This is a genomic window from uncultured Eudoraea sp. (assembly GCF_947258925.1).
Taxonomy (GTDB): Bacteria; Bacteroidota; Bacteroidia; order Flavobacteriales; family Flavobacteriaceae; genus Eudoraea.
Window position 1 is genome coordinate 47,437 of the sequence record NZ_CAMYKG010000006.1, and the last position, 22,864, is coordinate 70,300.

Below are 22,864 nucleotides of genomic sequence, written 5' to 3' on the forward strand. Positions count from 1 at the left end.
ATGATTTTAGTCACAGGAGGAACTGGGCTGGTGGGGTCCCATTTACTATTGCATTTACTTGCAAGTGGAGCATCCGTTCGGGCCATTCACAGAAAAAACAGTGATTTGCAAAAAGTTAAGGAAGTCTTTTCATACTACCGGGAAGATTCTCTTGCCCTGTTTAGCAAAATTCAATGGGTAGAAGCTGATCTTAACAATATCCCAGCCCTAGAATTGGCATTCAAAGGCGTTACAATGGTATATCATAGTGCTGCACTCATTTCGTTTGATCCCCATGATTTTGATTCATTGCATAAGATAAACAAAGTCGGAACCGAGAATATTGTAAATCTATGTATCGACAAGAAGATTAAAAAATTGTGCTACGTAAGTTCCATAGCTGCAATAGGGAAGTCCACAACGGGTAATCCCGTGACCGAGGAAAAAGAATGGAATGACACCAATGCTAATGTATATGCATATTCCAAGCACTTTGCGGAAATTGAGGTCTGGCGGGGAGCTCAAGAGGGTGTTCCGGTAGTTATAGTTAACCCCGGGATCATCCTGGGCCCGGGATATTGGGAAAATGGGAGTGGACTGCTTTTTAAAACTTCAGCAAAGGGAATGCGTTATTATTTCCCCGGTGGAACAGGATTTATTTCTGTTGGCGACGTCATTAAAATAATGGTTCAACTTATGAATTCGCCTATTGAGAATGAACGGTTCATTGCTGTAGCTGAAAACCTGTCTTATCGAAGTATTTTGGAGAAAATTTCACAGGGATTTAACAAACCTGCTCCTAAAATTGGTCTAAAATTCTGGCAATTAGAAATTTTCCGGAGAATGGACTGGGCAATATGTTTAATTACCAACAAAAAAAGAAAATTGACTAAAAATGGGCTAGAAGCTTTACGTAACCCACAAAATTATGATAATTCAAAGGTAAATGGAACATTCAAGATGGAATATGAATCAATACAATCCTGCGTGAATCATTCCTGTAAAAAATATCTTGAAACTCATTCCACAACTTTATCCTGACCAAGACTATCCTTTTCTTGCTCTTTCATTTTGTCAAAACGATCTTTCTCCTTTTTAATCCTATCTTCCAGCTTTCTATAAATTTCTTCATATTCCAAAGGTTGCGATGCGTAATATAGATCACTGGAAACAAATTGCATACTGTCAATATCATATTTGTCATAAATAAATTCCATTGGATTAAATCCCCTGTTTTCCATTACATGGGGTCCGGTTGTCTTGGCCGCATTAATAATTGCCATATCATAGAGAATGTCAACCATTTTCTCTTTGGCAATAAGGCTGTTGGGTTTTTCTATAACCTCTTCCCCGCATGACAAAAGGGCAACGAATGGTAATATGATTAGTAATTTACGCATCATTATCTATCAAAAGTAAGTCTTTTAGCATTTCTTATATTGGAAAATTGTCCCTGGTCATAGGCTAAATGACCATTTATAAAAGTTTGAGTGACTTTTGTTCTAAACCCAGTTCCTTCAAAAGGTGACCATCCACATTTATAAACTATATTATTTTTACTTACAGTCCATGGAGATTCCATATCTATTATGGCCAAATCGGCATAATAACCTTCTTTAATGTAACCACGTTTTTTAATTTGAAACAATTTAGCCGGATTATGGCACATTTTTTCAACCACTTTCTCAACGGTAATTTTACCATCAAGAGTCTTTTCCATCATAGCGCTTAAACCGTGCTGAACCAACGGCCCGCCCGAAGGTGCTTTCATATATGGGTTGTTCTTCTCCTCCAAGGTATGTGGTGCATGGTCCGTAGCTATAACATCGATCCTGTCATCCAAAAGAGCTTGCCATAATTGATCTCTGTCTTCAGAAGTCTTAATTGCAGGATTCCATTTTATAAACATTCCCTTATTCGCATAATCTTCATCCGAAAACCATAGGTGATGAATACACACTTCAGCCGTAATTTTTTTTTGTTCTAGCGGAATATCATTTCTGAAGAGGTGGGTCTCTTTACCTGTAGAAACATGAAAGACGTGTAATCTGGCACCGGTTTTCCTGGCAAGGGCAATAGCCCGCGAGGAAGAAAGATAACAGGCCTGTTCACTGCGGATGACAGGGTGAAATTCAACAGGAATTTTATCTCCATATAAATCGCGGTATTTCTCAGTATTTGCTCTTATAGTATTTTCATCTTCACAATGTGCTGAAATTACCATCTCTGTATTCCTGAATATTCTTTCCAAAACTTCTTCATCATCTACCAGCATATTTCCGGTGGAAGAACCTAAAAAAAGTTTAATCCCCGAACAAGCAAACTTATCCAGTCTCTTTATTTCCTCAAGGTTATCATTTGTGCCTCCAAATAAAAAAGAATAGTTGGCATAGGAAGTATTGGAAGCTCGTTCAAATTTTTTCTCCAACTCCTCCAATGTTGTTGTTTGGGGTATTGTATTGGGCTGCTCCATAAAGGAAGTTATTCCACCGGCGATCGCTGCCCGGCTTTCAGAGGCAATATCCCCTTTATGCGTAAGTCCCGGCTCCCTAAAATGCACCTGATCATCAATAACCCCGGGTATTACCAGATTTCCGTTTGCATCCAGGACTTTTGCTGTCTTTGAAGAAAGATTTGTCCCAATTTTTGAGATAATCTCATTTTGAATTAAAATATCCGACTCAAACCTGGCCCCTTCATTTATTATCACAGCGTTTTTGATCAAGGTGTTTTTCATGATTTAGCGCTTTAAAAATATACTTCTCAATTTCATGCTGATTACTCCAAAAACTGCCTCCCAGATAATGGAAGAACTCATCTTGGATTTACCTTTTTCCCTATCGGTAAAAATTATGGAGACTTCTTGAATTTTAAACTTTTTAAGGTAAGCCCTAAATTTCATTTCTATCTGAAAAGCATATCCAATAAATTTAATGGAATCCAGATCTATTGCCTCCAAAACTTCCCTTTTATAGCACACAAAACCAGCCGTTGGGTCATGAACCCGCATACCAGTAATTAGTTTTACATAAAAAGAAGCTCCGTAGGATAATAAAATTCTGTAAAGTGGCCAATTAACAACATTTACGCCTTTCTTATAGCGTGATCCAATTGCTACATCAGCCCCATTAAGGCAGGCTCTATACAGTCGTTGCAAATCTGATGGTCTGTGTGAAAAATCGGCATCCATCTCGAAAATATATTCATATTTTCTTTCTAAAGCCCATTTAAACCCATCGATATAGGCGGTGCCTAATCCGGATTTTTCCTTTCTCACATTGAGAAATAATTCATTGGGATATTTACTCTGTAATTCAACAACCTTAGCGGCAGTACCGTCAGGAGAATTATCGTCTACAACAAGGATGTCAAATTCTTTTTTAAGTCCGAACACTGCTTCAATAATAGCTTCAATATTTTCAATCTCTTTGTACGTCGGTATAATTACTAAGCTGTCTGCCATAGGACTTTTGGTAATTTGGACAAAAATACTACTTTAAAAGCTCCGCCAGAAAATACCAAAGTATTTTTATCGTTTCTCTAAAGGAAATTATTAGTTGTATAATTTGTAATTTTGAATCGAATCGACAACCGGAATGAAACTTTATCTACCAAGACTATTCCTTTATTTACTAGCATCAATTTTAATAATTAATCTATTTCAAGGTTATTTTACAGAGCTGATTTTTGATGAAGCCTATTATTGGTATTATGCTCAAAAAATGGCCTGGGGCTACTTCGATCACCCGCCTATGGTGGCCTTACTAATAAAGTCTGGTAGTTTATTTTTCAACGGAGAAATGGGGGTACGCTTTGTGAGTTGTATCCTATCTGCAGGTATTTATGTCATCCTATGGTTTCTGATAGATAATCCTAAAAAGGAAAAATATATAATCCATTATTTTGTGTTGGCTTTCTCCATGACCCTAATGCATGCCTATGGCTTCCTAACATTGCCGGATACACCTTTGCTTTTCTTCACTGCCTTATTCTTACTGGTTTATAATAAGTTTTTAAAGAGCCCTTCCTTCGTATTGGCCATTATTTTGGGGCTTGTTATGGCAGCCCTAATGTATAGTAAGTATCATGCTGTTTTGGTTATTTTCTTTGTGCTGCTATCTAATCTGCGGCTTGTAATTAACAGATATGCCTGGCTCTCCGTAATAATAGCATTAGTATTTTATATCCCGCATTTTGTTTGGTTGATAAACAATGATTTTGTTTCTATAAAATATCATTTGTTTGAAAGACCGAACAGGGCCTATGAATTCGGTGATTTTACCCTTGGCTTTTTCATCAATCTGATCGCTCTTTTCGGATTAACATTTCCCTGGATCTACAGAGCCCTTTTTAAAACTAAAAGATCTGATAAATTTAACGATGCTCTTCTATTTTTGATTTATGGTTTTATCATATTCTTTTTTATCTCCAGTTTTAACAGACGAATACAGACCCAATGGCTAATTGTTATCAGTATTCCAATGATTGTAGTTGTTTACAATCAATTACTCCGCGATAAGGTCACAAGAAAATGGATATTTATCTTCGGAACAGCCAATATTGTTATTTTGTTGTTCCTGAGAATAGGCCTGGTCTACGCCCCTCTTTTTCCTATAGTTTATGAAACACATGGTAATAAAGACTGGGTAAGTAAAATAAGTTCTCAAGTCGGGACCATGCCCGTAGTCTTCGAAAATTCTTATACCAAAGCCCCCATGTATACTTTCTATTCTGGTAATACCACGTACTCTTTAAATAACATCCGATATAGGCCAAACCAGTACTCAATAGACGAGTCCGAAAATCTTGTACAAGGTAAAACTATACTTTATGTTTCCAAATTTCTGGATAAAGGCGACATCTCCTATAAGAATGCAAAAGGAGAATTGCATAATGGTGTTTTTATTGAGAATTTCGAATCTTTCAGGAAGCTGAGAACAAGTATTGAATCGCCTGTTAAATTAATAGACGACAAATACTTATCGTTTAAAGTCTACAATCCATACCAGAGGGACATTGAATTATCCAAACTTGAGTTTGGGGTAATATTTCTAAACAAATACAAAAATTTCAGGGAAGTCAAAAAGATTCAGGCCCAACCTATTAATGAAGAAATTCATTTGCTGAAATCGAAAGATACCACGCACTTCAGATTACTTATGCCCAAACCTGACATAAGTGATGCTTTCTATTTTAAGATAAGTATTTCTGAAAATGGGCTTTACTGGGGTATAAATGGGAAAAATACTAAATTACCATAATGGAACCGGTTCAAAGAGTTGTCAACAATATAGATTGGATAACAGCAATTATCTTTTCCAGCATCTTGTTTGTTGTAATTGCCAAAAATTTATTTTATAACAGGTTCTTAAATTTTATTATCCTGCCATTTAACAACAAATATATTTTCATGTATAATAAAAAGGATAAACTCTTAAATTGGTTTCATGTCTTTTTTACCATCTTCCAGCTTTTGAATTTTGCACTTTTCATTTATTTGGCCGCTAACATATTATCCAATTCAGAAAGTAGCCAGTATCCTATAGTATTTTTAATAATCCTGGGTTTTCTTTTATTGTTTTTAATTGTTAAAATTCTTCTTCAGTTTGGCAATGGCTTTGTCTTTAATAACACTAAGATAATATCCGAATTCATTTTTAAGAAACTGACTTATCTTAACTACAGTAGTATCATCATGTTAGCAGCCAATATTATCCTTACTTATGTGTTTAAAGATTCCAAGATAGTTGTGTTTACCAGTATTTTTCTAATAGTTTTGGTAAACGTTATTGGATGGATAACTATCATTAAAAACTATCAAAAGTTAATCTCGGCCTACTTTTTCTATTTTATTTTGTACCTTTGCGCTCTCGAAATTGCACCCTTTGTGATCATTTTTAATTTTTTAAAAAACTAAGGTAAATGAAGGTAAAAACTATTTTGGTGTCACAGCCAGAACCAAAAATGGAAAATTCTCCATACCTAAGGTTAATTGAAAAAGAAAAGGTAAAGGTAGATTTCAGGCCTTTCATTCATGTAGAAGGAGTAGAAGCCAAAAACATAAGGCAGCAAAAGATAGATCTTAAAGATTATTCCGCAATTATTCTTACAAGCCGTAATTCAGTTGACCACTTCTTCAGAATAGCCGAAGAAATGCGTTTTAAGGTTCCGGATAGCATGAAATACTTTTGTCAATCAGAGGCAGTTGCCTTCTATCTCCAGAAATATGTAGTTTACAGAAAACGGAAGATTTATGTAGGCAAGAGGAATTTTAGTGATTTACTTCCACTGATCAAAAAATATAAAGACGAATCATTTTTACTTCCCTCATCGGATGCTTTAAAACCAACTATCCCCGAGGCCTTAAATGAACTTGCCATTAACTGGGACCGAGGAATTTTCTATAAAACTGTTATCAGTGACCTGTCAGACCTTAGAAATGTTTATTACGATGTACTTGTGTTTTTTAGTCCGTCTGGCATAGAATCATTACTTAAAAATTTTCCCGACTTTGAACAAAATGATACCAGAATTGCGGTGTTTGGAAATTCAACTGTATTAGCGGCAACTAACGCCAGCTTGCGCATAGATATTAAAGCTCCAACACCGGAAACGCCATCTATGACAATGGCTTTACAGAAGTACATTACCAGTGTCAATAAAAAATAGATTTCAGCTTTATAAAGGTCTATCACCGGAAAGCCCAAAGAATAATGCTGTATCTCCATTCTCACCGACATTCGCTGAACAGTGCATAGGCAGGGTATTCTTGTATAATGGCAATATGAAGTTTAATGCGGAAAAAATTCCTTTTTTGATCTTCCCTGTATAGCCAGTGCCTCCTAGCAAAGTAATTTTACGGGTAAAATTGAGTATCGCAAAATTATGCTGTCTTGTTCCATTTATTGCAGCATTTGCTAAAAATCCCGGTGCATTAATCACTGTCCATTCCGGAACAAAAGTCTCCAAGTCTTTTTCCTGAGGTCTTAAAAACATATTGTATACAAACAAATTGGACCAGGGATATTCATTAATAGCCCTTATGTTCAACAGGTAATTACTATCCGCACAGGCATAACAATCCCTTACGAATAGGTTTTTATCTTTTAAATAAGTGGTAACCTTATTCTATAATGAATCAAATTTTGTGGGTTCAAAAGGAATATTTATTTCCCACCACCATACTTTATCCTCGGTAATATCATCTCTTACAATAAAGCGGTCCATGGGGGAACGACCCGTAAATTCCCCCGTGTTAACTGCCAATGCGCCGGTCGATGCCTCTTTACCCATTCCGTTTTCCAGGGTATTTTTATGGAGTTGAGCAGGGGTAATTGGTAAAAAACGTTATTGGTTCCCAGGCCGTACTATTCCAATGAAATTGATTTCATCACCTTATTACTTACTCCCATTTACGATATCTATTATGCTATTATTCTTATCGCATTCAAAAGCATGCTCGTTGATTATTTTAGTCGTCTATAAGCCTGGTACCCTAAAAGCAACCAACCCAAAATCATGAGAACCCCTCCAATTGGAGTAATAAATCCTATGGTTTTAAAATTAAACCCCGTTAAACTATTAGTTGCTAGCAAATAAATGGAAAATGAGAAAAAAATAATTCCAGAAACAATTAAGTAATATACCTGTTTCTTTGCTTTTTCAGGAATACCTTGGACACTGCCAAGGACAAGTAGTAATAAGGCATGATACATTTGATAAGTTACCCCTGTATTGAAAGTGTCTAATTCAGAAAGTGACATCACATTCTTCAGGCCGTGTGCCCCAAATGCTCCCAGAACTACCGAAAGGGCCCCAAAGAAAATACCGGTACAGAAAATTGTTTTGTTCATAACTTAAATGACCATATTTTTGACAAATGTAACAATTTGATACCTTAGTCCCCGCAATACTTACTAAAGTATATGAATTTATGTCACGAAAAATATTAGTAATAGGAGCAGGCAAATCCACCTCCTATTTATTGGATTATTTCCTTAAAAAAGCTTCTTCAGAAAAACTATTATTAACTATTGGAGATTTGAATCCTAACCTGGTTCCCTCTGAAATAAGGAACCATCCCTCATGTGAGGTCTTACAGTTGGATATTCTAAATGATGTTGAAAGAGAAGGGGTCATACAAAACTCGGATATCGTAATTTCAATGCTCCCTGCGCGGTTTCATATAAAAGTGGCCGAAGACTGTATACGTTTTAAGAAACATTTAGTTACCGCATCCTACCTAAGCAAAGAAATTAAAGTTTTGGATGTTGAAGCCAAAAAAAACGGACTAGTTTTTATGAATGAAATTGGGTTAGATCCGGGTATTGATCACATGAGTGCAATGAAATTTATAAATAGCATAAGGGACGAAGGTGGTAAAATGTTACTATTTGAGTCTTTTACCGGCGGTTTGGTCGCCCCTGAAAGTGATAATAACCTCTGGAATTACAAATTTACCTGGAATCCAAGAAATGTTGTTTTGGCCGGACAAGGAGGGGCAGCTAAATTTATACAGGAAGGCACTTATAAATATATCCCCTACCATAAACTTTTCAGAAGAACAGAATTCATGAATATAGAGGGGTATGGAGCATTCGAAGCTTATGCAAACAGAGATTCTTTGAATTACAGGGAGGCCTATGGCCTCAATGACGCCCTCACCCTTTACCGCGGAACTATGAGGCGTATTGGATTTTCAAAAGCCTGGAATATGTTTGTTCAATTAGGAATGACTGATGATAGTTATACCGTTGAAAATTCTGAAGGCATGTCCTATAGAGAATTCACCAACCTGTTTCTCCCCTATTCACCAACCGATTCTGTTGAACTTAAACTCCGTCATTACCTCAAAATAGATCAGGACGATATCATGTGGGGTAAATTGTTGGAACTGAATTTGTTTGATTCAAAAAAGACAATTCCTATAAAAAATGCTACTCCTGCCCAAATGCTACAGAAAATATTGGAAGACAGCTGGGCGATGGCTTATGACGACAAGGATATGATTGTTATGTACCACAAATTTGGATATGAACTGAATGGCAAAAAACAACAGATTGATGCGAATATGGTTGTAATTGGTGAAAACCACACCCATACTGCAATGGCTAAAACTGTGGGTTTACCTGTCGCTATTGCCACCTTACTGATACTAAATAAAAAAATTACCACTCCTGGGGTACAAATTCCAATATTGAGGGAAATTTACGAACCTATTTTAAAGGAACTGGAAACCTACGGCATAGAATTTAAGGAATATGCCGTACCCTACTTAGGTTATAACCCTGATTCAGTAGCAGGTTAATTTATGAAACTAATTTTGGTATCTTTAGGTCTAAATTGAAAGCCTAAGCATGAAAACCGCTAATGAAAATTTAAAAATTGATGGGATTGATAAGAAAATCCTAAGGTTTCTTATGCAAGATGCCCGAAAACCAATATTGGAAATCGCGAGAAATATAGGGATTTCCGGTGCTGCCATACATCAACGACTTCGAAAGCTGGAAAAATCCGGGCTTATTGCCGGATCTAAATTCATTGTTAATCCTAAAATTTTAGGCTATACTACGATGGCCTATATTGGTATTTTTCTGGATAAGGCCATGAGCAATCCAATCGCCGTAAAACAACTTGAAAAGATACCGGAAGTTCTGGAGTGTCATTACACCACAGGTAACTGGTCTATTCTTATCAAAGTTCTATGTAAAGACAATGAACATCTTATGTATCTGCTGAATAATAAAATTCAACAGATTGAAGGCGTTTCCAGAACAGAAACATTCATTTCCTTGGAACAGCAGATCAACCGACAAATTTCTATTTAGTATTTAGTACTTTAAATATACGTTTATTGGATCCGGCATTAATCTCTTCCGCCAAAGACTTGAAATCCCCAATAAACCAATGATGCTAAGGAACCAATTGCCGCAACTACGTAGGTTCTTGCCGCCCATTTTAAGGAATCTTCAGAGCCTTTGTATTCTTCCTGTGAAACAATGTTCTTCCTTTTTAACCACGCCAGAGCCCTATTACTGGCATCGTATTCAACCGGGAGGGTAATAAAACTAAATAGCGTTGCAAACCCCATCATTATAAGGCCTGCTACGGCAACATAAAAGCCTAATTGACCCCCGGCACCTTCAGACGAAGCCGCCAAGATAAGACCTCCAAAAACAACCCAGGTAGACATCCCGGAAGTAACACTTACCACTGGCACTAATTTAGAACGAATTGAAAGCCATTCATAGGCCTGAGCATGTTGAACAGCATGACCACACTCATGAGCCGCAACAGCAGCTGCGGCTGCGTTCCGCTGATTATATACCCCTTCACTCAGATTTACCGTCTTCGTTTTAGGATTGTAATGATCTGTGAGCATGCCGGGAGTTGATACTACCTTAACATCCCGTATCCCGTGATCAGTTAACATTTGCTCCGCTATTTCCGCACCGCTCATTCCGTTACGCAAATGAACTTTAGAATAGTATTTAAATTTATTTTTCAGCTTGCTACTCACCAACCAACTAGCCAGTGCAATAGCACCTAGTAATATATAATAGATCATCATAATTTCGTTATTTTCAAATTAAAATCACGTATTAAACAACAAAAACCCGGCCAACATAGAACCGGGTCTTTTCTACTGACAAAATGTACATTTACACCATTAACTCCTCCCAGTTAAAAGCTTCCAGTATCTCTTTGTAAACTACTTCTCCGTGTACAATATTCAATCCTTTATGTAAAGAAGCATCAACTTCACAGGCCATTTCCCAACCTAAATTTGCCAGTTTGAGGACATATGGTAATGTTACATTGGTAAGGGCAATTGTAGAAGTATAGGGTACTGCTCCCGGCATATTAGCTACTGAATAATGTACTACATCATTTATAATATATATGGGATCTTCATGTGTCGTTGGCCTTGTGGTCTCAACACAACCTCCCTGATCTACGGCCACATCAACTATAACGGTTCCTTTTCGCATATCCTGTAACATATCCCTTGTTATCAGTTTGGGAGCCTTTGAGCCTTTTAATAATACCCCTCCTATTATAAGATCATGAGTCTTGATATGTTTTCTAATATTGTACTCACTGGAGAATTCGGTTACCACATGGCTGGGCATTACATCATTAATATATCGTAACCTCTTCATATTAACATCCAGTATGGTAACATGTGCGCCAAGACCGGCTGCCATTTTTGCAGCCTGAGTACCAACTACTCCGGCGCCCAGCACTAGAACTCTCCCAGGCGGAACCCCGGGAACACCTCCCAACAAAACTCCCCTGCCCCTGACCGGCTTTTCAAGATATTTTGCTCCTTGTTGTATGGCCATTCTACCTGCTACTTCAGACATTGGGGTTAATAAAGGAAGGGTTCCATCCTCATCCTCGACAGTTTCATAGGCAATGCAAACTGCCTTTCGTGCAATCATTGCCTTAGTTAACGTCTCACTGGAGGCAAAATGAAAATATGTAAATATTAGCTGTCCTTTTCGTATTAAATTATATTCCTTTTCTATAGGCTCTTTTACCTTAACTATCATCTCCGACATTTCATAAACCTGCTCTATGGTATCCAATATAAGTGCACCAACTTTTTTATAATCTTCATCAAAGAAACCACTTCCTTCTCCTGCTCCTGACTGAATACAAACGGTGTGTTTTTGCCTGATAAGTTCAAATACACCTGCCGGTGTCATTCCAACTCTGCTTTCGTTGTTCTTTATTTCCTTCGGTATACCTATAATCATTTTATAATTATTTTTTGATTTTTATCAAAAATGTAACAATAAATACAAATAATGAAATAAAATCGACAAAATTAAGGGTGTTAACCGTCAAAAAGCATCTTTTTTATTTTTTAACCCCTCTTTTTTTAGGGTATAACTGTAAAATTGTATATTTATTTATCCTTATTGATTTGATAAAGGGGGGGTGTAATCAAATATTGTTAATTGATGTGATATACCATACCACTTCAATAATTAATTTACATCAGAATTCCAAAATCCTTTTAATTACCTGGTGCTATAAAGCAATATTGCATCAGCAGTGCTATAAGTTTTTATCAGAAATGTTTCCTGGATAGAGATCAGCCCACTATGTTTACTATTTTACCCGGCACCACTATCACCTTTTTAGGTATTCGGCCCTGTAGCTGCGCCTTAGTTTTTTCGTGGGACATTACAGCAGACTCTATTTCTTCTTTCCCCATATCTAAAGGAAGTTCAATGGTAAATCGCATTTTTCCATTAAATGAAACCGGATATTCCTTGCTGCTTTCTACAAGATGATCTGCTTCAAATATTGGAAATATTGCTGTTGAAATTGATTGAGTATGCCCTAACTTTTCCCAAAGTTCCTCAGCAATATGAGGGGCGTATGGTGAAATTATAATAGCAAGAGGCTCTAAAATTGATCTGCTGGTACATTTTTGGGACAGGAGTTCATTAACGCAGATCATAAAAGTTGCCACGGAAGTATTAAATGAGAAACTTTCTATATCCTCTTCAACCTTTTTAATCGTTTTGTGAAGCGATTTCAACGCTGCTTTCGAAGCCGGTTCTTCAGAAACCTTAAACTCTCCTTCCGGTCCTGAATGATAAAGTCGCCACAGCTTCTTTAAAAAAGCATATACTCCGGATATCCCTGCTGTATTCCAAGGTTTTGACTGCTCTAATGGTCCGAGAAACATTTCGTACATTCTCAGCGAATCTGCACCATATTCCTCACATATTGCATCCGGATTCACAACATTGTATTTGGATTTGGACATTTTCTCAACCTCACGTCCTACTAAGTATTTTCCATTTTCCAGGATAAATTCAGCCTCTTTAAATTCTGGTCTCCATTCTTTAAAAGCCTCAATATTTAATTCATCTGAAGAATTAACCAATGAGACATCGGCATGTAAGGGAGTAACATTAATTCCCTTTATTAACCCCCTGGAAAGTAATCGGTTTGTACCTTCCTCACGGTAAACAAAGGCACTTGTGCCTAAGATCATTCCCTGATTTATTAATTTCCTGGCGTACTCCTTATGAGGAACCAGCCCCTTATCAAACATAAACTTCTGCCAAAAACGGGAATACAATAAATGTCCGGTCGCGTGTTCAACACCCCCAATATACAAATCTACCTGTTGCCAGTATTTAATGGCCTCCTGAGAGAAGATAGCCTTATCGTTTTCCGGATCCATATATCGATTAAAATATTGAGAACTCCCTGCCCAACCTGGCATTGTATTGAGTTCCAAAGGGAAAACCTTGACATGATCAATCAAATTGTTATCTACTACCTTAGAATGTTCTGAATCCCAAGCCCATTTAGTAGCATTACCCAATGGGGGTTCCCCGGTATCAGTAGGTAAATACTTATCTACTTCCGGCAACTTCAGGGGAAGGAATGCTTCCTGGATCATTCTCGGCATTCCATCAACATAGTATACCGGAAAAGGCTCTCCCCAATAGCGCTGGCGACTAAAAACAGCATCTCTCAGCCTGTAGTTTACTTTCCCTATTCCCTGACCTATTTTCTCCAGCTCGGAGATAACTCTTTTTGTAGCATCCTTATAATTTAATCCGTTCAAAAACTCAGAATTAGCAATTATGGTCAATTCCTTATCTGCAAAAGCTTCTTTTGAAATGTCTATTCCTTCAAAAATATTAGGTATAGGTATCTTAAAATGTTTTGCAAAATCATAATCGCGCTGGTCGCCACTGGGCACAGACATTACGGCCCCTGTCCCATAACCGGCTAAAACATAATCTCCTATCCAGATTGGTATTGATTCCTTTGTAAAAGGATGTTCCACATACGCCCCTGTGAAGGCACCTGTGATAGTTTTTACATCTGCCAGCCTATCGCGTTCAGAACGCTGAGAAGTGCTATGAATATAGGTCTCTACTTCTTCTTTTTGGGCATCCGTGGTTATTTTGGAAACCAATTCGTGCTCAGGAGCCAGTGTCATAAAGCTAACCCCGAATATAGTATCCGGCCGTGTGGTGAATACCTCAATTGGGTATGAGGTTTTACTGTTTCCTGATGGTTTGGTATTAAAGGTTACTGAAGCCCCAACAGATCTGCCAATCCAATTAGTCTGGGCATCCTTCAAAGACTGGGGCCAATCTATCTCTTTAAGGTCATCGAGCAGACGCTGTGCATATGCTGTAATCCGCATATTCCACTGCGTCATTTTTTTACGAACCACAGGATATCCCCCTCGTTCAGAAACTCCATTTATAACTTCGTCATTGGCCAAAACTGTACCTAATTCAGGACACCAATTAACCTCAGTATCTGCCAAATAGGTCAATCTGTACTTTAACAATATCTCCTCCTGCTTTTTTGAATTTAATTCATTCCATTCCGTGGCACTAAAAACAGGTACATCTTCATCACAAGCAGCGTTGATATTAGAATTCCCTTCTTCTTCAAAAATTCTAATCAATTCCTCTATTTCTTCAGCTCTATCCTTGTCTTTGTTATACCATGAATTAAAAAGTTGAATAAAGATCCATTGGGTCCATTTATAATATTTAGGATCAGAAGTACGTACTTCCCTACTCCAGTCATAGGAGAAGCCTAATTGGTCAAATTGATCTCTATACCTTGCAATATTAGCCTCTGTTGTAACAGAAGGGTGTTGCCCGGTTTGTATGGCATATTGTTCTGCCGGAAGGCCAAATGAGTCATAGCCCATTGGTTGCAAAACATTAAATCCTTTAAGTCTTTTATAGCGGGCATAAATATCACTGGCAATATAACCCAGAGGATGGCCAACGTGGAGACCGGCTCCCGAAGGGTATGGAAACATGGCCAGTACATAATACTTTTCCTTTGCGGAGTCATTATCCGCCTTAAATGTACTTTTCTGGGCCCAATAATTTCTCCATTTAGCCTCAATCGCCCTAAAATTATAGTTCATAATTTTTATTTATAACCGATACCGGGCAAAAATAAGTTTATTCAATTTACTTTCCTATTTTTACGTATTCTTATGCCGCTATGAGCAAATCTTTTGAAAGCTATCAAAAACGTAAATTGATCTCTTCCTACTTTTCAGTGGTTTTGAGCATTGGTCTTGTACTCTTTTTATTGGGTGTTTTGGGACTTTTAGTACTAAACACCAAAAAATTAGCGGATCATTTTAAGGAACAAATTAAAATCTCTGTATTCCTAAAAGACAATGCTAAGGAGGTTGAAGTAGATCAATTACAGAAAAGCCTTATTCTGGCAGACTATACCAAGTCTGCAACATATGTTTCCAAAGAAGATGCGGCAGAACAGCATAGTGCAGAAATCGGCGAAAACTTCCTGGACTTTCTTGGGTATAATCCCCTTAAAAATTCAATAGATGTATCCTTAAAAGCAGACTTTGTAACTACAAAACAAGTAGAAGAAATTGCGGCTGATTTGGCCACAAAAGATTATGTAGAAGAAGTAAGCTATGATAAGCCCCTTATTGCATTGCTAACTGAAAATGTAAAAAGAATCTCTTTTTGGATATTAATAGCTAGTGCAATATTTACCGTTATAGCCGTATTGTTAATTAATAGCTCTATTAGACTATCCATATATTCTAAACGTTTTATAATTAAAACGATGCAGATGGTTGGTGCTACCAAAAGATTTATAAGAAGACCCTTTATTTGGACAAATATTAAATTGGGAATGCTTGGTGCGCTATTGGCACTTATAGCTTTGGGAGCAGTACTCTACTATGTAAATAGCAACTTTCCCGAACTTAGTCTTCTTCAGGACTTTGTAATCCTGGGCATCCTGTTTGCAGGAGTTTTTGTATCAGGCGTCCTTATTTCACTGATAAGTACTTATTTTGCTACCCAACGTTTTCTTAATCTCAGAACAGATGATTTATATTATTAAATTTGTAGGATGAGTCAAAAATCAAAAAATAAATCTGGTCAATCGCCAAAACCTGAATTTATATTCCAAAAAAGGAATTATCTATTTATGTTTATTGGACTTGCTTGCATGGCACTTGGCTTTATTTTAATGAGTGGAGGCGGTAGCGATGACCCCAACGTATTTAATCCTGATATATATAATTTCAGAAGAATTCGATTAGCACCTACTCTAGTTCTGATTGGGTTAGGAATTGAGGTTTACGCTATCTTATTAAATCCTCACAAGAAGAAAAACAATTAATTGGAAATCATAGACGCAATTATCCTTGGAATAATTCAGGGATTAACCGAATTTTTACCTGTATCTTCCAGCGGTCATCTGGAATTGGGTAAGGCCATTTTAGGCGACAACTCAATCCCGGAAGAAAGCCTGTTATTTACCGTGGTACTACATTTTGCAACTGCCCTTAGTACTATTGTGGTCTTCAGGCAGGATGTTTGGGGAATTCTGAGAGGATTGCTTCAATTTAAGTGGAACGAAGAAACCCGATTTTCATTAAAAATAATCATCTCAATGATCCCTGCAGCTTCTATTGGACTTTTGTTCGAAGAGCAGTTGGAAGTGTTTTTTGGTGGTAATGTGGCTTTTGTTGGATACATGCTTATGATCACTGCCCTGCTTCTTTATTTGGCGGACAAAGCAAAGGATACTCAAAAAGAGGTCACTTATTTAAATGCCTTTATAATTGGTGTTTCTCAGGCAATTGCAATATTACCCGGCATTTCCAGGAGTGGAGCTACCATATCTACTTCCGTTTTGCTGGGTGTAGATAAGACAAAAGCTGCACGGTTCTCATTTTTAATGGTTGTACCCCTTATTCTGGGTAAAATGGCCAAAGATATTTTAGGAGGTGAGCTGCAATTTGAAAGTGAGCAAACACTGGCCATGGGCTGCGGTTTTATAGCTGCTTTCATTGCCGGCCTGGCCGCCTGTACATGGATGATTAAACTTGTGAAGAAAAGTAAACTGACTTACTTTGCCATTTACTGTTTTATTGTTGGGTGTATAGCGATAGGGTTTGGATTGTGGGGTTAAATCCATTTTATATATCTTTTTATTTAAACTATTGATTTGAAAACCAAGGAAGATTATTTAGAAGGACAACTCATTCTAATTGACAAGCCATTACAGTGGACTTCCTTTCAGGCTGTAAACGCCATAAAATGGGCAATCATAAAAAATTTTCAGTTAAAGAAAATAAAGGTGGGTCATGCGGGGACTTTAGATCCTCTTGCCAGTGGACTATTGCTTATTTGTACCGGAAAGTTTACAAAACGCATTAATGAATTTCAGGGTATGCCCAAAGAGTATGTAGGCACCATAACTTTGGGAGGCACAACTCCTTCTTACGATATGGAAACTGAAGTGGATAAATTATATCCAACAGACCATATAACCGGCAAACTAATTTATGAGACTGCAAAATTATTTCTGGGTGAGATAGAACAAATACCACCGGTTTTTTCAGCTCTAAAAAAAGACGGCAAACGCTTTTATGAATATGCCCGGGAAGGTAAGGACCTGGAAATTAAATCAAGGGTAATCGAAATTATGAAGTTTGAGATTTTAGAAATTAAGATGCCGGAAATACGCTTCAGGGTACAATGCAGTAAAGGCACCTATATAAGATCTCTGGCCCATGATTTTGGTAAAGCCATGAATTCCGGTGCCTACTTATCATCCCTAAGAAGAACCAAAATAGGGGAATACAACGTAAATAATGCGGTGACACCTGCAAATTTCAAAGAATTGATGAATCTTTAATGAATTTGAATATGGGTGTTTATAAAATATATTATTAAAAATTAGGTTATAGAATTATGGACCTGAATCGAAGTCAGCTTTCTTTCATAATTACCTTTTGCTCGCTTTCCATTGTTATATTATTACTATTTAATATTCACCTGGGAACAAAAGAACAAGAGGAGTATATCATTGAATTGAGTTTAGCTGATGAGGAAATTGAAAAAATAATCGAAGAGCTGGAAAGGCAGGAAGAGCTCGCAAATGCAGATCCTATAAAAAGTCATATGGCTTTTAACGAAACTGCTAAATCCAGTCTGGAGGAACCCGAACCTCTAAAAACGCTTGAAGAATTATTGAATGAAAAAGAAGCATCAATGAATGAAGATGAATTTAAAGAATTTTTGAATTCAGACTCGGGGTATGCGGCCAGTTTAAAAGACCTTGCCCAAAAAAGAGAAGAAAGAAAGCAGCAATTACAAGAGGTAGAGGCGAAGAAAAAAGAATTTACCAATCATCTTGAAAAAAGGAAAACTTCAATTTCATTTTCTTTAATTGATCGCAATAGTTATCACCTTCCACCACCAATATACACCTGCATTGAAGGGGGTAAAATTGTGATAAATATTGAAGTCGATGCTACGGGAAATGTCATTAATGCGAGCTTTAATGAAAAAAGCTCTAATACATCCAATGGATGCTTAGTGGATAATGCCATTACCTATGCACTAAAGGCCAAGTTCAGTTCAGCATCCAGAACCAGCCAGAAAGGGACAATTACTTACCTATTTCAAAGTAAGTAAGCCTAAAAGGTCCTGCAGGATATTCTCTCCCTTATCTTTGTTGTACCAAAGCTGCAAATCTTGTTTAAATTCCGGACTAAGTTCACCGTGTTCGGCCTTATAGGATTCTACCAATTTGGTTGCCCTGGATGGTCTTGGGCCCCATGTGTTAAGAACCTGATTATTTTGCAGATCCACCATAATTAATTTTGGAATTGACATGCTGCCATTTGTAAGAAAAAGATTCATTAATTCCGGGTTTTTATCCCTTAAAACCAACTTTAATGTAATGTTAGGAGTCAATTCTGCTAACTTATTCATTACGGGAATTGAAGGGGCCGCGTCACCACACCAACTTTCGGTCAATACGATCCAAAGAACGGATTTGTCAAATTTCTTTATCAGTTCGTATGCCAATTCCGGAAGTTTAATGGTTTTATCCCAACGCTTCATTCGCTTACTATTTAAACGCGTATATTCTATTAGGGATTCTTTTTGTTCAGTGCCGGTTGTTTGACCATTTACTACCAGTTCCTCTACCAAAGTCCTGTACTCTTTATAACTTAAGGCTCTTGTTAAGGAAGAAGTAATTATCTGTTCCGTGGGACTATCTTCTTTTATCTTTGTCATTGGGCAAAAGTCGAAAGAAATTATAAAACCTAACAGTTATAATTGCAAATATGTACTTCATGTTAGGCTTAAGGCTGAGATTTCGGCTAAATAGTTCGCTTTTTTACCATACCACCCCTGGTGTCATTGATACTACTCATAACAACAAAAGCATTGGGGTCTATCTTCTTCAGTTCATTGTTTAATTTACTGATTTCCAATCTTGTAATCACCGTATAGATCACTTCATAGTCATTATGAATTCCGTCTTTACTGTAACCGCCACGGGCATCGAAAATCGTAAGTCCTCTTCCCAGTTTGTCAGTAATCATCATCCGAATACTTTCACTTGCGGAAGAAATAATTGTTACTCCAGTATATTCCTCTATCCCATCCACAACAAAATCTAAGGTTTTAGAAGCGGCCAGATATGTTAGCATTGAATACAATGCAGATTCTACTGATAACATATAAGCAGCGGCAAGGAAAATGATTATATTAATTATGATAATTATGTCTCCAATTTTAGCTGACATTCTTCTACTCAAATAAAGTGCCAGTATTTCCGTTCCATCCAGAACGCCACCTCCCCGGATTGAAAGACCAATTCCTGCTCCAAGGAAAAAGCCTCCAAAAACGGAAACTAAAAGCTTGTCTTTTGTTACCTCCGGAAACTCTATCAAAGCTAGCGTAAGAGAAAGTCCCAGGATGGCAATGGTTGTTTTAATAGCAAAATTCTTGCCTATAACTTTCCATCCCAATAACAGGAAAGGCAAATTAACGAGAAGAATTAAAGAATAAAGAGGAAGTGTGGTAGTCTCAGTAATTAAAAGTGATATCCCGGTGACTCCCCCATCTATGAATCTATTTGGCAGTAAAAAACTTTCTAATCCAAAAGCAGCCGATAAGATGCCAAAGGAGATAAAAAAAATATCTTTGGTAAACAATTTGGGAAAGGTTCGCATAAGCTTTAGTCGGTTCATTATTTTACTGCATTTTAAGTCAATTGCCCTTAAAGATTTTCCGGATTAATTGCCAGGCTTCTAAATAACTTAGCTTTAGTGCTAAGGAATTTGTTTTGTACCTCATTTTGCTTAAGTTCGGAATCAATTAGTTTATTTTCCCTGCTAATTATCAAAAACAAGGAACTTTCTCCAAAATCGAATTTTCTTTCTTCTGCCGCTAATAGTTTATTATAATCCCTAACAATATCCTCTATAAGTGTATTCTGTATCTGATAGGAATCCAAGGCATTATAGATTGCCAAAACTTTATTTTGAATTTCGATTTCAGCATTGTCTAATTCAAATTGAGTATCGTTTAGTTTATACTTTGCTAGTTTTAAATCCCCTCTCTCTTTTCTTAAAAACAATGGGAATAGGAAATTAATACCTCCTTTATATTGTTGTGAATCATAAGAATTCAGAGTTCCCGGGGTTTCTGTGAGGAAGTTATACTCAATATCAATTTTCGGCAGTAGTTTATTGGCTTTTAATCTCTTATCTACCTCCAGCCCAGCCAATTTAAAGCCTAAAGACTTAATCTTAGGGTGATTTTCTAATGAAAAGCTATCCAAAGGTTTTCCCATGATTTCCAGCGTAATATCTACCTCCCTATTAATATCGATATTTGGAATGACATTCGGCTGCAACTCTATTGGAATATTATTCTCTATCCACAAAAAATTCGAAAGCTCCAAAGTCTTATTGGTAAGATCAACCATGGCTTGTTCGAGACGAAGTTGCCTATCCTGAAATGCTATTTTGGCTTCCACAACATCTATTGATGCAATATCACCTGCTTCTGCACTACGCCTAATTCCTTCCAATCTAGTACGGGCGTTATCAACAAAATCTTCATAAACCGTTTTGTTTCTATATGCCTGTAACCAATCAAAATAAGCTACTGACGCTTTAAAAAGAATCTCATTAATTAATAAATCTCTATCTGCCAGGGTCTGCTCTTTAAAAAATTTGGCCCGTTTTAAAGTTGCCATTCTTTCATTGATCCATATTCCTTGAAGAACAGAAACAGAAATTCCCGCACTAAACAATCCGTCCTCTGGCAATAATTCATCCGGATTTAGAAACTCTCCTTGATCCTGCTGAAAGTTACCTTTTAATTCTATCCCGTACCATGTAGGGACTTTGAAGGTAGCGTTAAAACGGTCATAATACTCAACACCCTTAAACTGTTTTCTTTCGTAATCTACTTCGATTTTTGGATCAAATCCTCCTCTTGAGCGCATAAGATTTGCTTGCCCAATATCGATTTGTAGTTCAGCCTGACGAGCAATAGGATGATATTTTTTTACATATCCTAAGAACTCGTAAAAGCTTAAAACGAGGGTGTCGTTCACCTGTGCGTTTAATGAAAGTGAAGCGAAAAGAATAAGTAAAAACCAGTGCTTTTTCATATTACTATTTCTCAGATTTAGACATGTCCCCATTCGGTTGATAGTAATTTGGAGGGAAACCATTGAGCTGTCGCCACAATTCAAACCAAATAGGCACATCTTCTAAAAGTGCTATAGTATAGGCTCCAGAACCAACTCGAAGATCCTTTGGCCATGGATGGTCATTGGGATCAGGTGCTAACAGTATTCTATATTTCCCATTATCACTTATAAAAGTTTCAATGGCCACTACCTTCCCTCCATATGTACCATAAGAGACATTTGGCCACCCGCTAAATACAATTGCCGGCCAACCATCAAATTGTACTCTAACCTCCTCACCCAGATGCATTAAGGGCAGATCTATAGGTTTTACATAAGTCTCTACGGCCAATTCGTAATCGGCGGGCATAATACCAACTAACTCTTCTCCTTCCTTAAAGGTCTCTCCAACTCCCGCTTTGATCGCTTTATTTATAAAGCCGTTTTGAGGAGCCTTTATAAAGTACATATCATTGCGCATAGAGTAATTAGTAAACTCGTTTTCCAGTTTTGTTACCTGAGCCTCAGAATCGAACTGATTAGACTGTGCGGTGAACATATCACTTTGTGCTTTTGAAATTTTATCGGCGTATTCTGCCTGTACTCTATTTATTTCCACTTCGGCATTGATGACTTCGTTTAAAGCGGCGAGAAGTTTATTTTCCTGCGAGATAAGTTTGGCCTGAGTTTCTTGCAATTTTAACTTCTTTTCTTCTACATCTGTCACCGCCTTCAATCCCTCATTTTCAAGCTGAAGTACCCGATTGTATTGTCTTTGTGCAATGGTAATGTTTGTCTTAGCCGCTTCCAGGTCGATACTATCACTTTCTACTTTAAGGTTAGCTTGAATAAGTTTGTTTTTAGCCTGGAGTAGTTTTAATTCCCTTTCTCTGCTCAAAGCCGCTATTTGATTATTAAGCGCTTTAACCTTGCCTTCATAAGATGTAACAGCACTTGATTTGGCCCTAATTTGCTCCCCAGTTCTTTCTACTAAATTGGGATCAAAATACTCATTCTTTATCTCGGATATAAAAAGGATTGTATCCCCTTTTTTTACATAATCCCCTTCCTGCACATACCATTTTTCAATTCTACCGGGTATTGGCGATTGTATGGTCTGAGGTCTTTGACTTGGACTTAAGGTGGTTAAATACCCATTTCCTGAGACATTCTGAGTCCAGGGTAGAAAAAGTACAATAAACGCAATACCTGCAAATATCAATAGGAACCGATTAAAGTGTTTATAATACTTCGTATGAAAAACTTTCTGGGAAGTGGTATAAACACTCAGATCTACTTTCTGATTTAGTTTATTAGGTGAAATGTTTAGCATGTCTTCTAACTTTGGTTTTTTATTTTACCATTTTCCATGGTA

The 22,864-nt window shown here is 37.2% G+C and carries 22 protein-coding genes and 1 pseudogene; 11 read left to right on the forward strand and 12 right to left on the reverse strand.

Features of this window, described 5'->3' with window-relative positions; genetic code table 11:
* Positions 1–1,020: an NAD-dependent epimerase/dehydratase family protein gene (locus Q0X77_RS03415; protein ID WP_297793016.1), complete on the forward strand. Its 1,020-nt coding sequence runs from the start codon at positions 1–3 to the stop codon at positions 1,018–1,020.
* Here the strand turns inward: Q0X77_RS03415 and Q0X77_RS03420 are convergent.
* The 3 genes from Q0X77_RS03420 to Q0X77_RS03430 are packed head-to-tail and all read right to left on the reverse strand — an operon-like array spanning position 999 to position 3,442.
* Positions 999–1,382 carry a DUF4296 domain-containing protein gene (locus tag Q0X77_RS03420; RefSeq protein WP_297793018.1) on the reverse strand — a complete coding sequence of 128 codons (384 nt, stop codon included), beginning with the start codon at positions 1,380–1,382 and terminating at the stop codon, positions 999–1,001. The genes Q0X77_RS03415 and Q0X77_RS03420 overlap by 22 nt on opposite strands.
* Positions 1,382–2,716 (reverse strand): dihydroorotase, encoded by a 1,335-nt coding sequence (locus Q0X77_RS03425; protein ID WP_297793021.1) that lies wholly within the window; start codon positions 2,714–2,716, stop codon positions 1,382–1,384. Before Q0X77_RS03425 ends, Q0X77_RS03420 begins: the two co-directional genes overlap by 1 nt.
* A gap of 3 nt (positions 2,717–2,719) precedes the next feature.
* Positions 2,720–3,442, reverse strand: coding sequence for a polyprenol monophosphomannose synthase (locus tag Q0X77_RS03430; protein WP_297793024.1), 723 nt, complete (start codon positions 3,440–3,442; stop codon positions 2,720–2,722).
* Between the two features lie 133 nt (positions 3,443–3,575).
* On the opposite strand from Q0X77_RS03430, the gene Q0X77_RS03435 reads away from it, so the two are divergent.
* The 3 genes from Q0X77_RS03435 to Q0X77_RS03445 are packed head-to-tail and all read left to right on the forward strand — an operon-like array spanning position 3,576 to position 6,648.
* On the forward strand, positions 3,576–5,240 hold the full coding sequence (locus Q0X77_RS03435) for a glycosyltransferase family 39 protein (protein WP_297793026.1): 1,665 nt from the start codon (positions 3,576–3,578) through the stop codon (positions 5,238–5,240).
* Entirely contained in the window at positions 5,240–5,896 is a 657-nt protein-coding gene (locus tag Q0X77_RS03440; RefSeq protein ID WP_297793029.1) for a DUF4271 domain-containing protein, read from the forward strand. The genes Q0X77_RS03435 and Q0X77_RS03440 overlap by 1 nt, the downstream gene beginning before the upstream one ends.
* A gap of 5 nt (positions 5,897–5,901) precedes the next feature.
* Positions 5,902–6,648, forward strand: a complete 747-nt coding sequence (locus Q0X77_RS03445) for a uroporphyrinogen-III synthase (RefSeq protein ID WP_297793032.1) — start codon at positions 5,902–5,904, stop codon at positions 6,646–6,648.
* A gap of 24 nt (positions 6,649–6,672) precedes the next feature.
* On the opposite strand, the pseudogene Q0X77_RS03450 reads toward Q0X77_RS03445, so the two are convergent.
* Positions 6,673–7,340: pseudogene (locus Q0X77_RS03450) on the reverse strand (phosphoenolpyruvate carboxykinase (ATP)); the annotation flags it as partial.
* 105 nt (positions 7,341–7,445) lie between these two features.
* Positions 7,446–7,832, reverse strand: a complete 387-nt coding sequence (locus Q0X77_RS03455; protein ID WP_297793035.1) for a DUF423 domain-containing protein — start codon at positions 7,830–7,832, stop codon at positions 7,446–7,448.
* Between the two features lie 80 nt (positions 7,833–7,912).
* On the opposite strand from Q0X77_RS03455, the gene Q0X77_RS03460 reads away from it, so the two are divergent.
* Both Q0X77_RS03460 and Q0X77_RS03465 read left to right on the forward strand, forming a co-directional pair.
* Entirely contained in the window at positions 7,913–9,286 is a 1,374-nt protein-coding gene (locus Q0X77_RS03460; protein ID WP_297793038.1) for a saccharopine dehydrogenase C-terminal domain-containing protein, read from the forward strand.
* 49 nt (positions 9,287–9,335) lie between these two features.
* Positions 9,336–9,806, forward strand: a complete 471-nt coding sequence (locus tag Q0X77_RS03465) for an Lrp/AsnC ligand binding domain-containing protein (RefSeq protein ID WP_297793040.1) — start codon at positions 9,336–9,338, stop codon at positions 9,804–9,806.
* 38 nt (positions 9,807–9,844) lie between these two features.
* On the opposite strand, the gene Q0X77_RS03470 is transcribed toward Q0X77_RS03465, so the two are convergent.
* From Q0X77_RS03470 to leuS, 3 genes are all read right to left on the reverse strand, one after another.
* A complete protein-coding gene (locus tag Q0X77_RS03470) occupies positions 9,845–10,549 on the reverse strand; it encodes a zinc metallopeptidase (protein WP_297793043.1) in 705 nt (234 codons plus the stop codon).
* 91 nt (positions 10,550–10,640) lie between these two features.
* Entirely contained in the window at positions 10,641–11,741 is a 1,101-nt protein-coding gene (gene ald / locus Q0X77_RS03475) for an alanine dehydrogenase (protein WP_297793045.1), read from the reverse strand.
* Positions 11,742–12,082: 341 nt separating this feature from the next.
* Complete coding sequence (gene leuS / locus Q0X77_RS03480) at positions 12,083–14,917, reverse strand: leucine--tRNA ligase (RefSeq protein ID WP_297793047.1); 2,835 nt, start codon at positions 14,915–14,917, stop codon at positions 12,083–12,085.
* 80 nt (positions 14,918–14,997) lie between these two features.
* Between leuS and Q0X77_RS03485 the strand changes: the two genes are divergently transcribed.
* The 5 genes from Q0X77_RS03485 to Q0X77_RS03505 are packed head-to-tail and all read left to right on the forward strand — an operon-like array spanning position 14,998 to position 18,464.
* Positions 14,998–15,876, forward strand: a complete 879-nt coding sequence (locus tag Q0X77_RS03485) for a permease-like cell division protein FtsX (RefSeq protein ID WP_297793050.1) — start codon at positions 14,998–15,000, stop codon at positions 15,874–15,876.
* A 9-nt stretch (positions 15,877–15,885) separates the two neighbouring features.
* Positions 15,886–16,158 (forward strand): DUF3098 domain-containing protein, encoded by a 273-nt coding sequence (locus tag Q0X77_RS03490; RefSeq protein ID WP_297793053.1) that lies wholly within the window; start codon positions 15,886–15,888, stop codon positions 16,156–16,158.
* Positions 16,159–16,953, forward strand: coding sequence for an undecaprenyl-diphosphate phosphatase (locus tag Q0X77_RS03495; protein ID WP_297793055.1), 795 nt, complete (start codon positions 16,159–16,161; stop codon positions 16,951–16,953).
* Positions 16,954–16,989: 36 nt separating this feature from the next.
* Positions 16,990–17,682: a tRNA pseudouridine(55) synthase TruB gene (gene truB / locus Q0X77_RS03500; RefSeq protein WP_297793058.1), complete on the forward strand. Its 693-nt coding sequence runs from the start codon at positions 16,990–16,992 to the stop codon at positions 17,680–17,682.
* Positions 17,683–17,738: 56 nt separating this feature from the next.
* Positions 17,739–18,464 carry a hypothetical protein gene (locus Q0X77_RS03505; RefSeq protein ID WP_297793060.1) on the forward strand — a complete coding sequence of 242 codons (726 nt, stop codon included), beginning with the start codon at positions 17,739–17,741 and terminating at the stop codon, positions 18,462–18,464.
* Here the strand turns inward: Q0X77_RS03505 and Q0X77_RS03510 are convergent.
* The 4 genes from Q0X77_RS03510 to Q0X77_RS03525 form a co-directional block, all read right to left on the reverse strand.
* Positions 18,447–19,073, reverse strand: coding sequence for a thioredoxin family protein (locus Q0X77_RS03510; protein WP_297793063.1), 627 nt, complete (start codon positions 19,071–19,073; stop codon positions 18,447–18,449). The genes Q0X77_RS03505 and Q0X77_RS03510 overlap by 18 nt on opposite strands.
* An 86-nt stretch (positions 19,074–19,159) precedes the next feature.
* Positions 19,160–20,035: a YitT family protein gene (locus Q0X77_RS03515; RefSeq protein WP_297793066.1), complete on the reverse strand. Its 876-nt coding sequence runs from the start codon at positions 20,033–20,035 to the stop codon at positions 19,160–19,162.
* 29 nt (positions 20,036–20,064) lie between these two features.
* Entirely contained in the window at positions 20,065–21,468 is a 1,404-nt protein-coding gene (locus Q0X77_RS03520) for a TolC family protein (protein ID WP_297793069.1), read from the reverse strand.
* A gap of 4 nt (positions 21,469–21,472) precedes the next feature.
* Positions 21,473–22,822 carry a biotin/lipoyl-binding protein gene (locus tag Q0X77_RS03525; RefSeq protein WP_297793072.1) on the reverse strand — a complete coding sequence of 450 codons (1,350 nt, stop codon included), beginning with the start codon at positions 22,820–22,822 and terminating at the stop codon, positions 21,473–21,475.
* Between the last annotated feature and the right edge of the window lie 42 nt (positions 22,823–22,864).

Excerpts from the sequence above, each read along its gene's own strand:
- Q0X77_RS03415 (WP_297793016.1), top strand. The coding sequence starts at position 1 with ATGATTTTAGTCACAGGAGGAACTGGGCTGGTGGGGTCCCATTTACTA.
- Q0X77_RS03420 (WP_297793018.1), bottom strand. The coding sequence starts at position 1,382 with ATGATGCGTAAATTACTAATCATATTACCATTCGTTGCCCTTTTGTCA.
- Q0X77_RS03425 (WP_297793021.1), bottom strand. The coding sequence starts at position 2,716 with ATGAAAAACACCTTGATCAAAAACGCTGTGATAATAAATGAAGGGGCC.
- Q0X77_RS03430 (WP_297793024.1), bottom strand. The coding sequence starts at position 3,442 with ATGGCAGACAGCTTAGTAATTATACCGACGTACAAAGAGATTGAAAAT.
- Q0X77_RS03435 (WP_297793026.1), top strand. The coding sequence starts at position 3,576 with ATGAAACTTTATCTACCAAGACTATTCCTTTATTTACTAGCATCAATT.
- Q0X77_RS03440 (WP_297793029.1), top strand. The coding sequence starts at position 5,240 with ATGGAACCGGTTCAAAGAGTTGTCAACAATATAGATTGGATAACAGCA.
- Q0X77_RS03445 (WP_297793032.1), top strand. The coding sequence starts at position 5,902 with ATGAAGGTAAAAACTATTTTGGTGTCACAGCCAGAACCAAAAATGGAA.
- Q0X77_RS03455 (WP_297793035.1), bottom strand. The coding sequence starts at position 7,832 with ATGAACAAAACAATTTTCTGTACCGGTATTTTCTTTGGGGCCCTTTCG.
- Q0X77_RS03460 (WP_297793038.1), top strand. The coding sequence starts at position 7,913 with ATGTCACGAAAAATATTAGTAATAGGAGCAGGCAAATCCACCTCCTAT.
- Q0X77_RS03465 (WP_297793040.1), top strand. The coding sequence starts at position 9,336 with ATGAAAACCGCTAATGAAAATTTAAAAATTGATGGGATTGATAAGAAA.
- Q0X77_RS03470 (WP_297793043.1), bottom strand. The coding sequence starts at position 10,549 with ATGATGATCTATTATATATTACTAGGTGCTATTGCACTGGCTAGTTGG.
- ald (WP_297793045.1), bottom strand. The coding sequence starts at position 11,741 with ATGATTATAGGTATACCGAAGGAAATAAAGAACAACGAAAGCAGAGTT.
- leuS (WP_297793047.1), bottom strand. The coding sequence starts at position 14,917 with ATGAACTATAATTTTAGGGCGATTGAGGCTAAATGGAGAAATTATTGG.
- Q0X77_RS03485 (WP_297793050.1), top strand. The coding sequence starts at position 14,998 with ATGAGCAAATCTTTTGAAAGCTATCAAAAACGTAAATTGATCTCTTCC.
- Q0X77_RS03490 (WP_297793053.1), top strand. The coding sequence starts at position 15,886 with ATGAGTCAAAAATCAAAAAATAAATCTGGTCAATCGCCAAAACCTGAA.
- Q0X77_RS03505 (WP_297793060.1), top strand. The coding sequence starts at position 17,739 with ATGGACCTGAATCGAAGTCAGCTTTCTTTCATAATTACCTTTTGCTCG.
- Q0X77_RS03510 (WP_297793063.1), bottom strand. The coding sequence starts at position 19,073 with ATGACAAAGATAAAAGAAGATAGTCCCACGGAACAGATAATTACTTCT.
- Q0X77_RS03515 (WP_297793066.1), bottom strand. The coding sequence starts at position 20,035 with ATGAACCGACTAAAGCTTATGCGAACCTTTCCCAAATTGTTTACCAAA.
- Q0X77_RS03520 (WP_297793069.1), bottom strand. The coding sequence starts at position 21,468 with ATGAAAAAGCACTGGTTTTTACTTATTCTTTTCGCTTCACTTTCATTA.
- Q0X77_RS03525 (WP_297793072.1), bottom strand. The coding sequence starts at position 22,822 with ATGCTAAACATTTCACCTAATAAACTAAATCAGAAAGTAGATCTGAGT.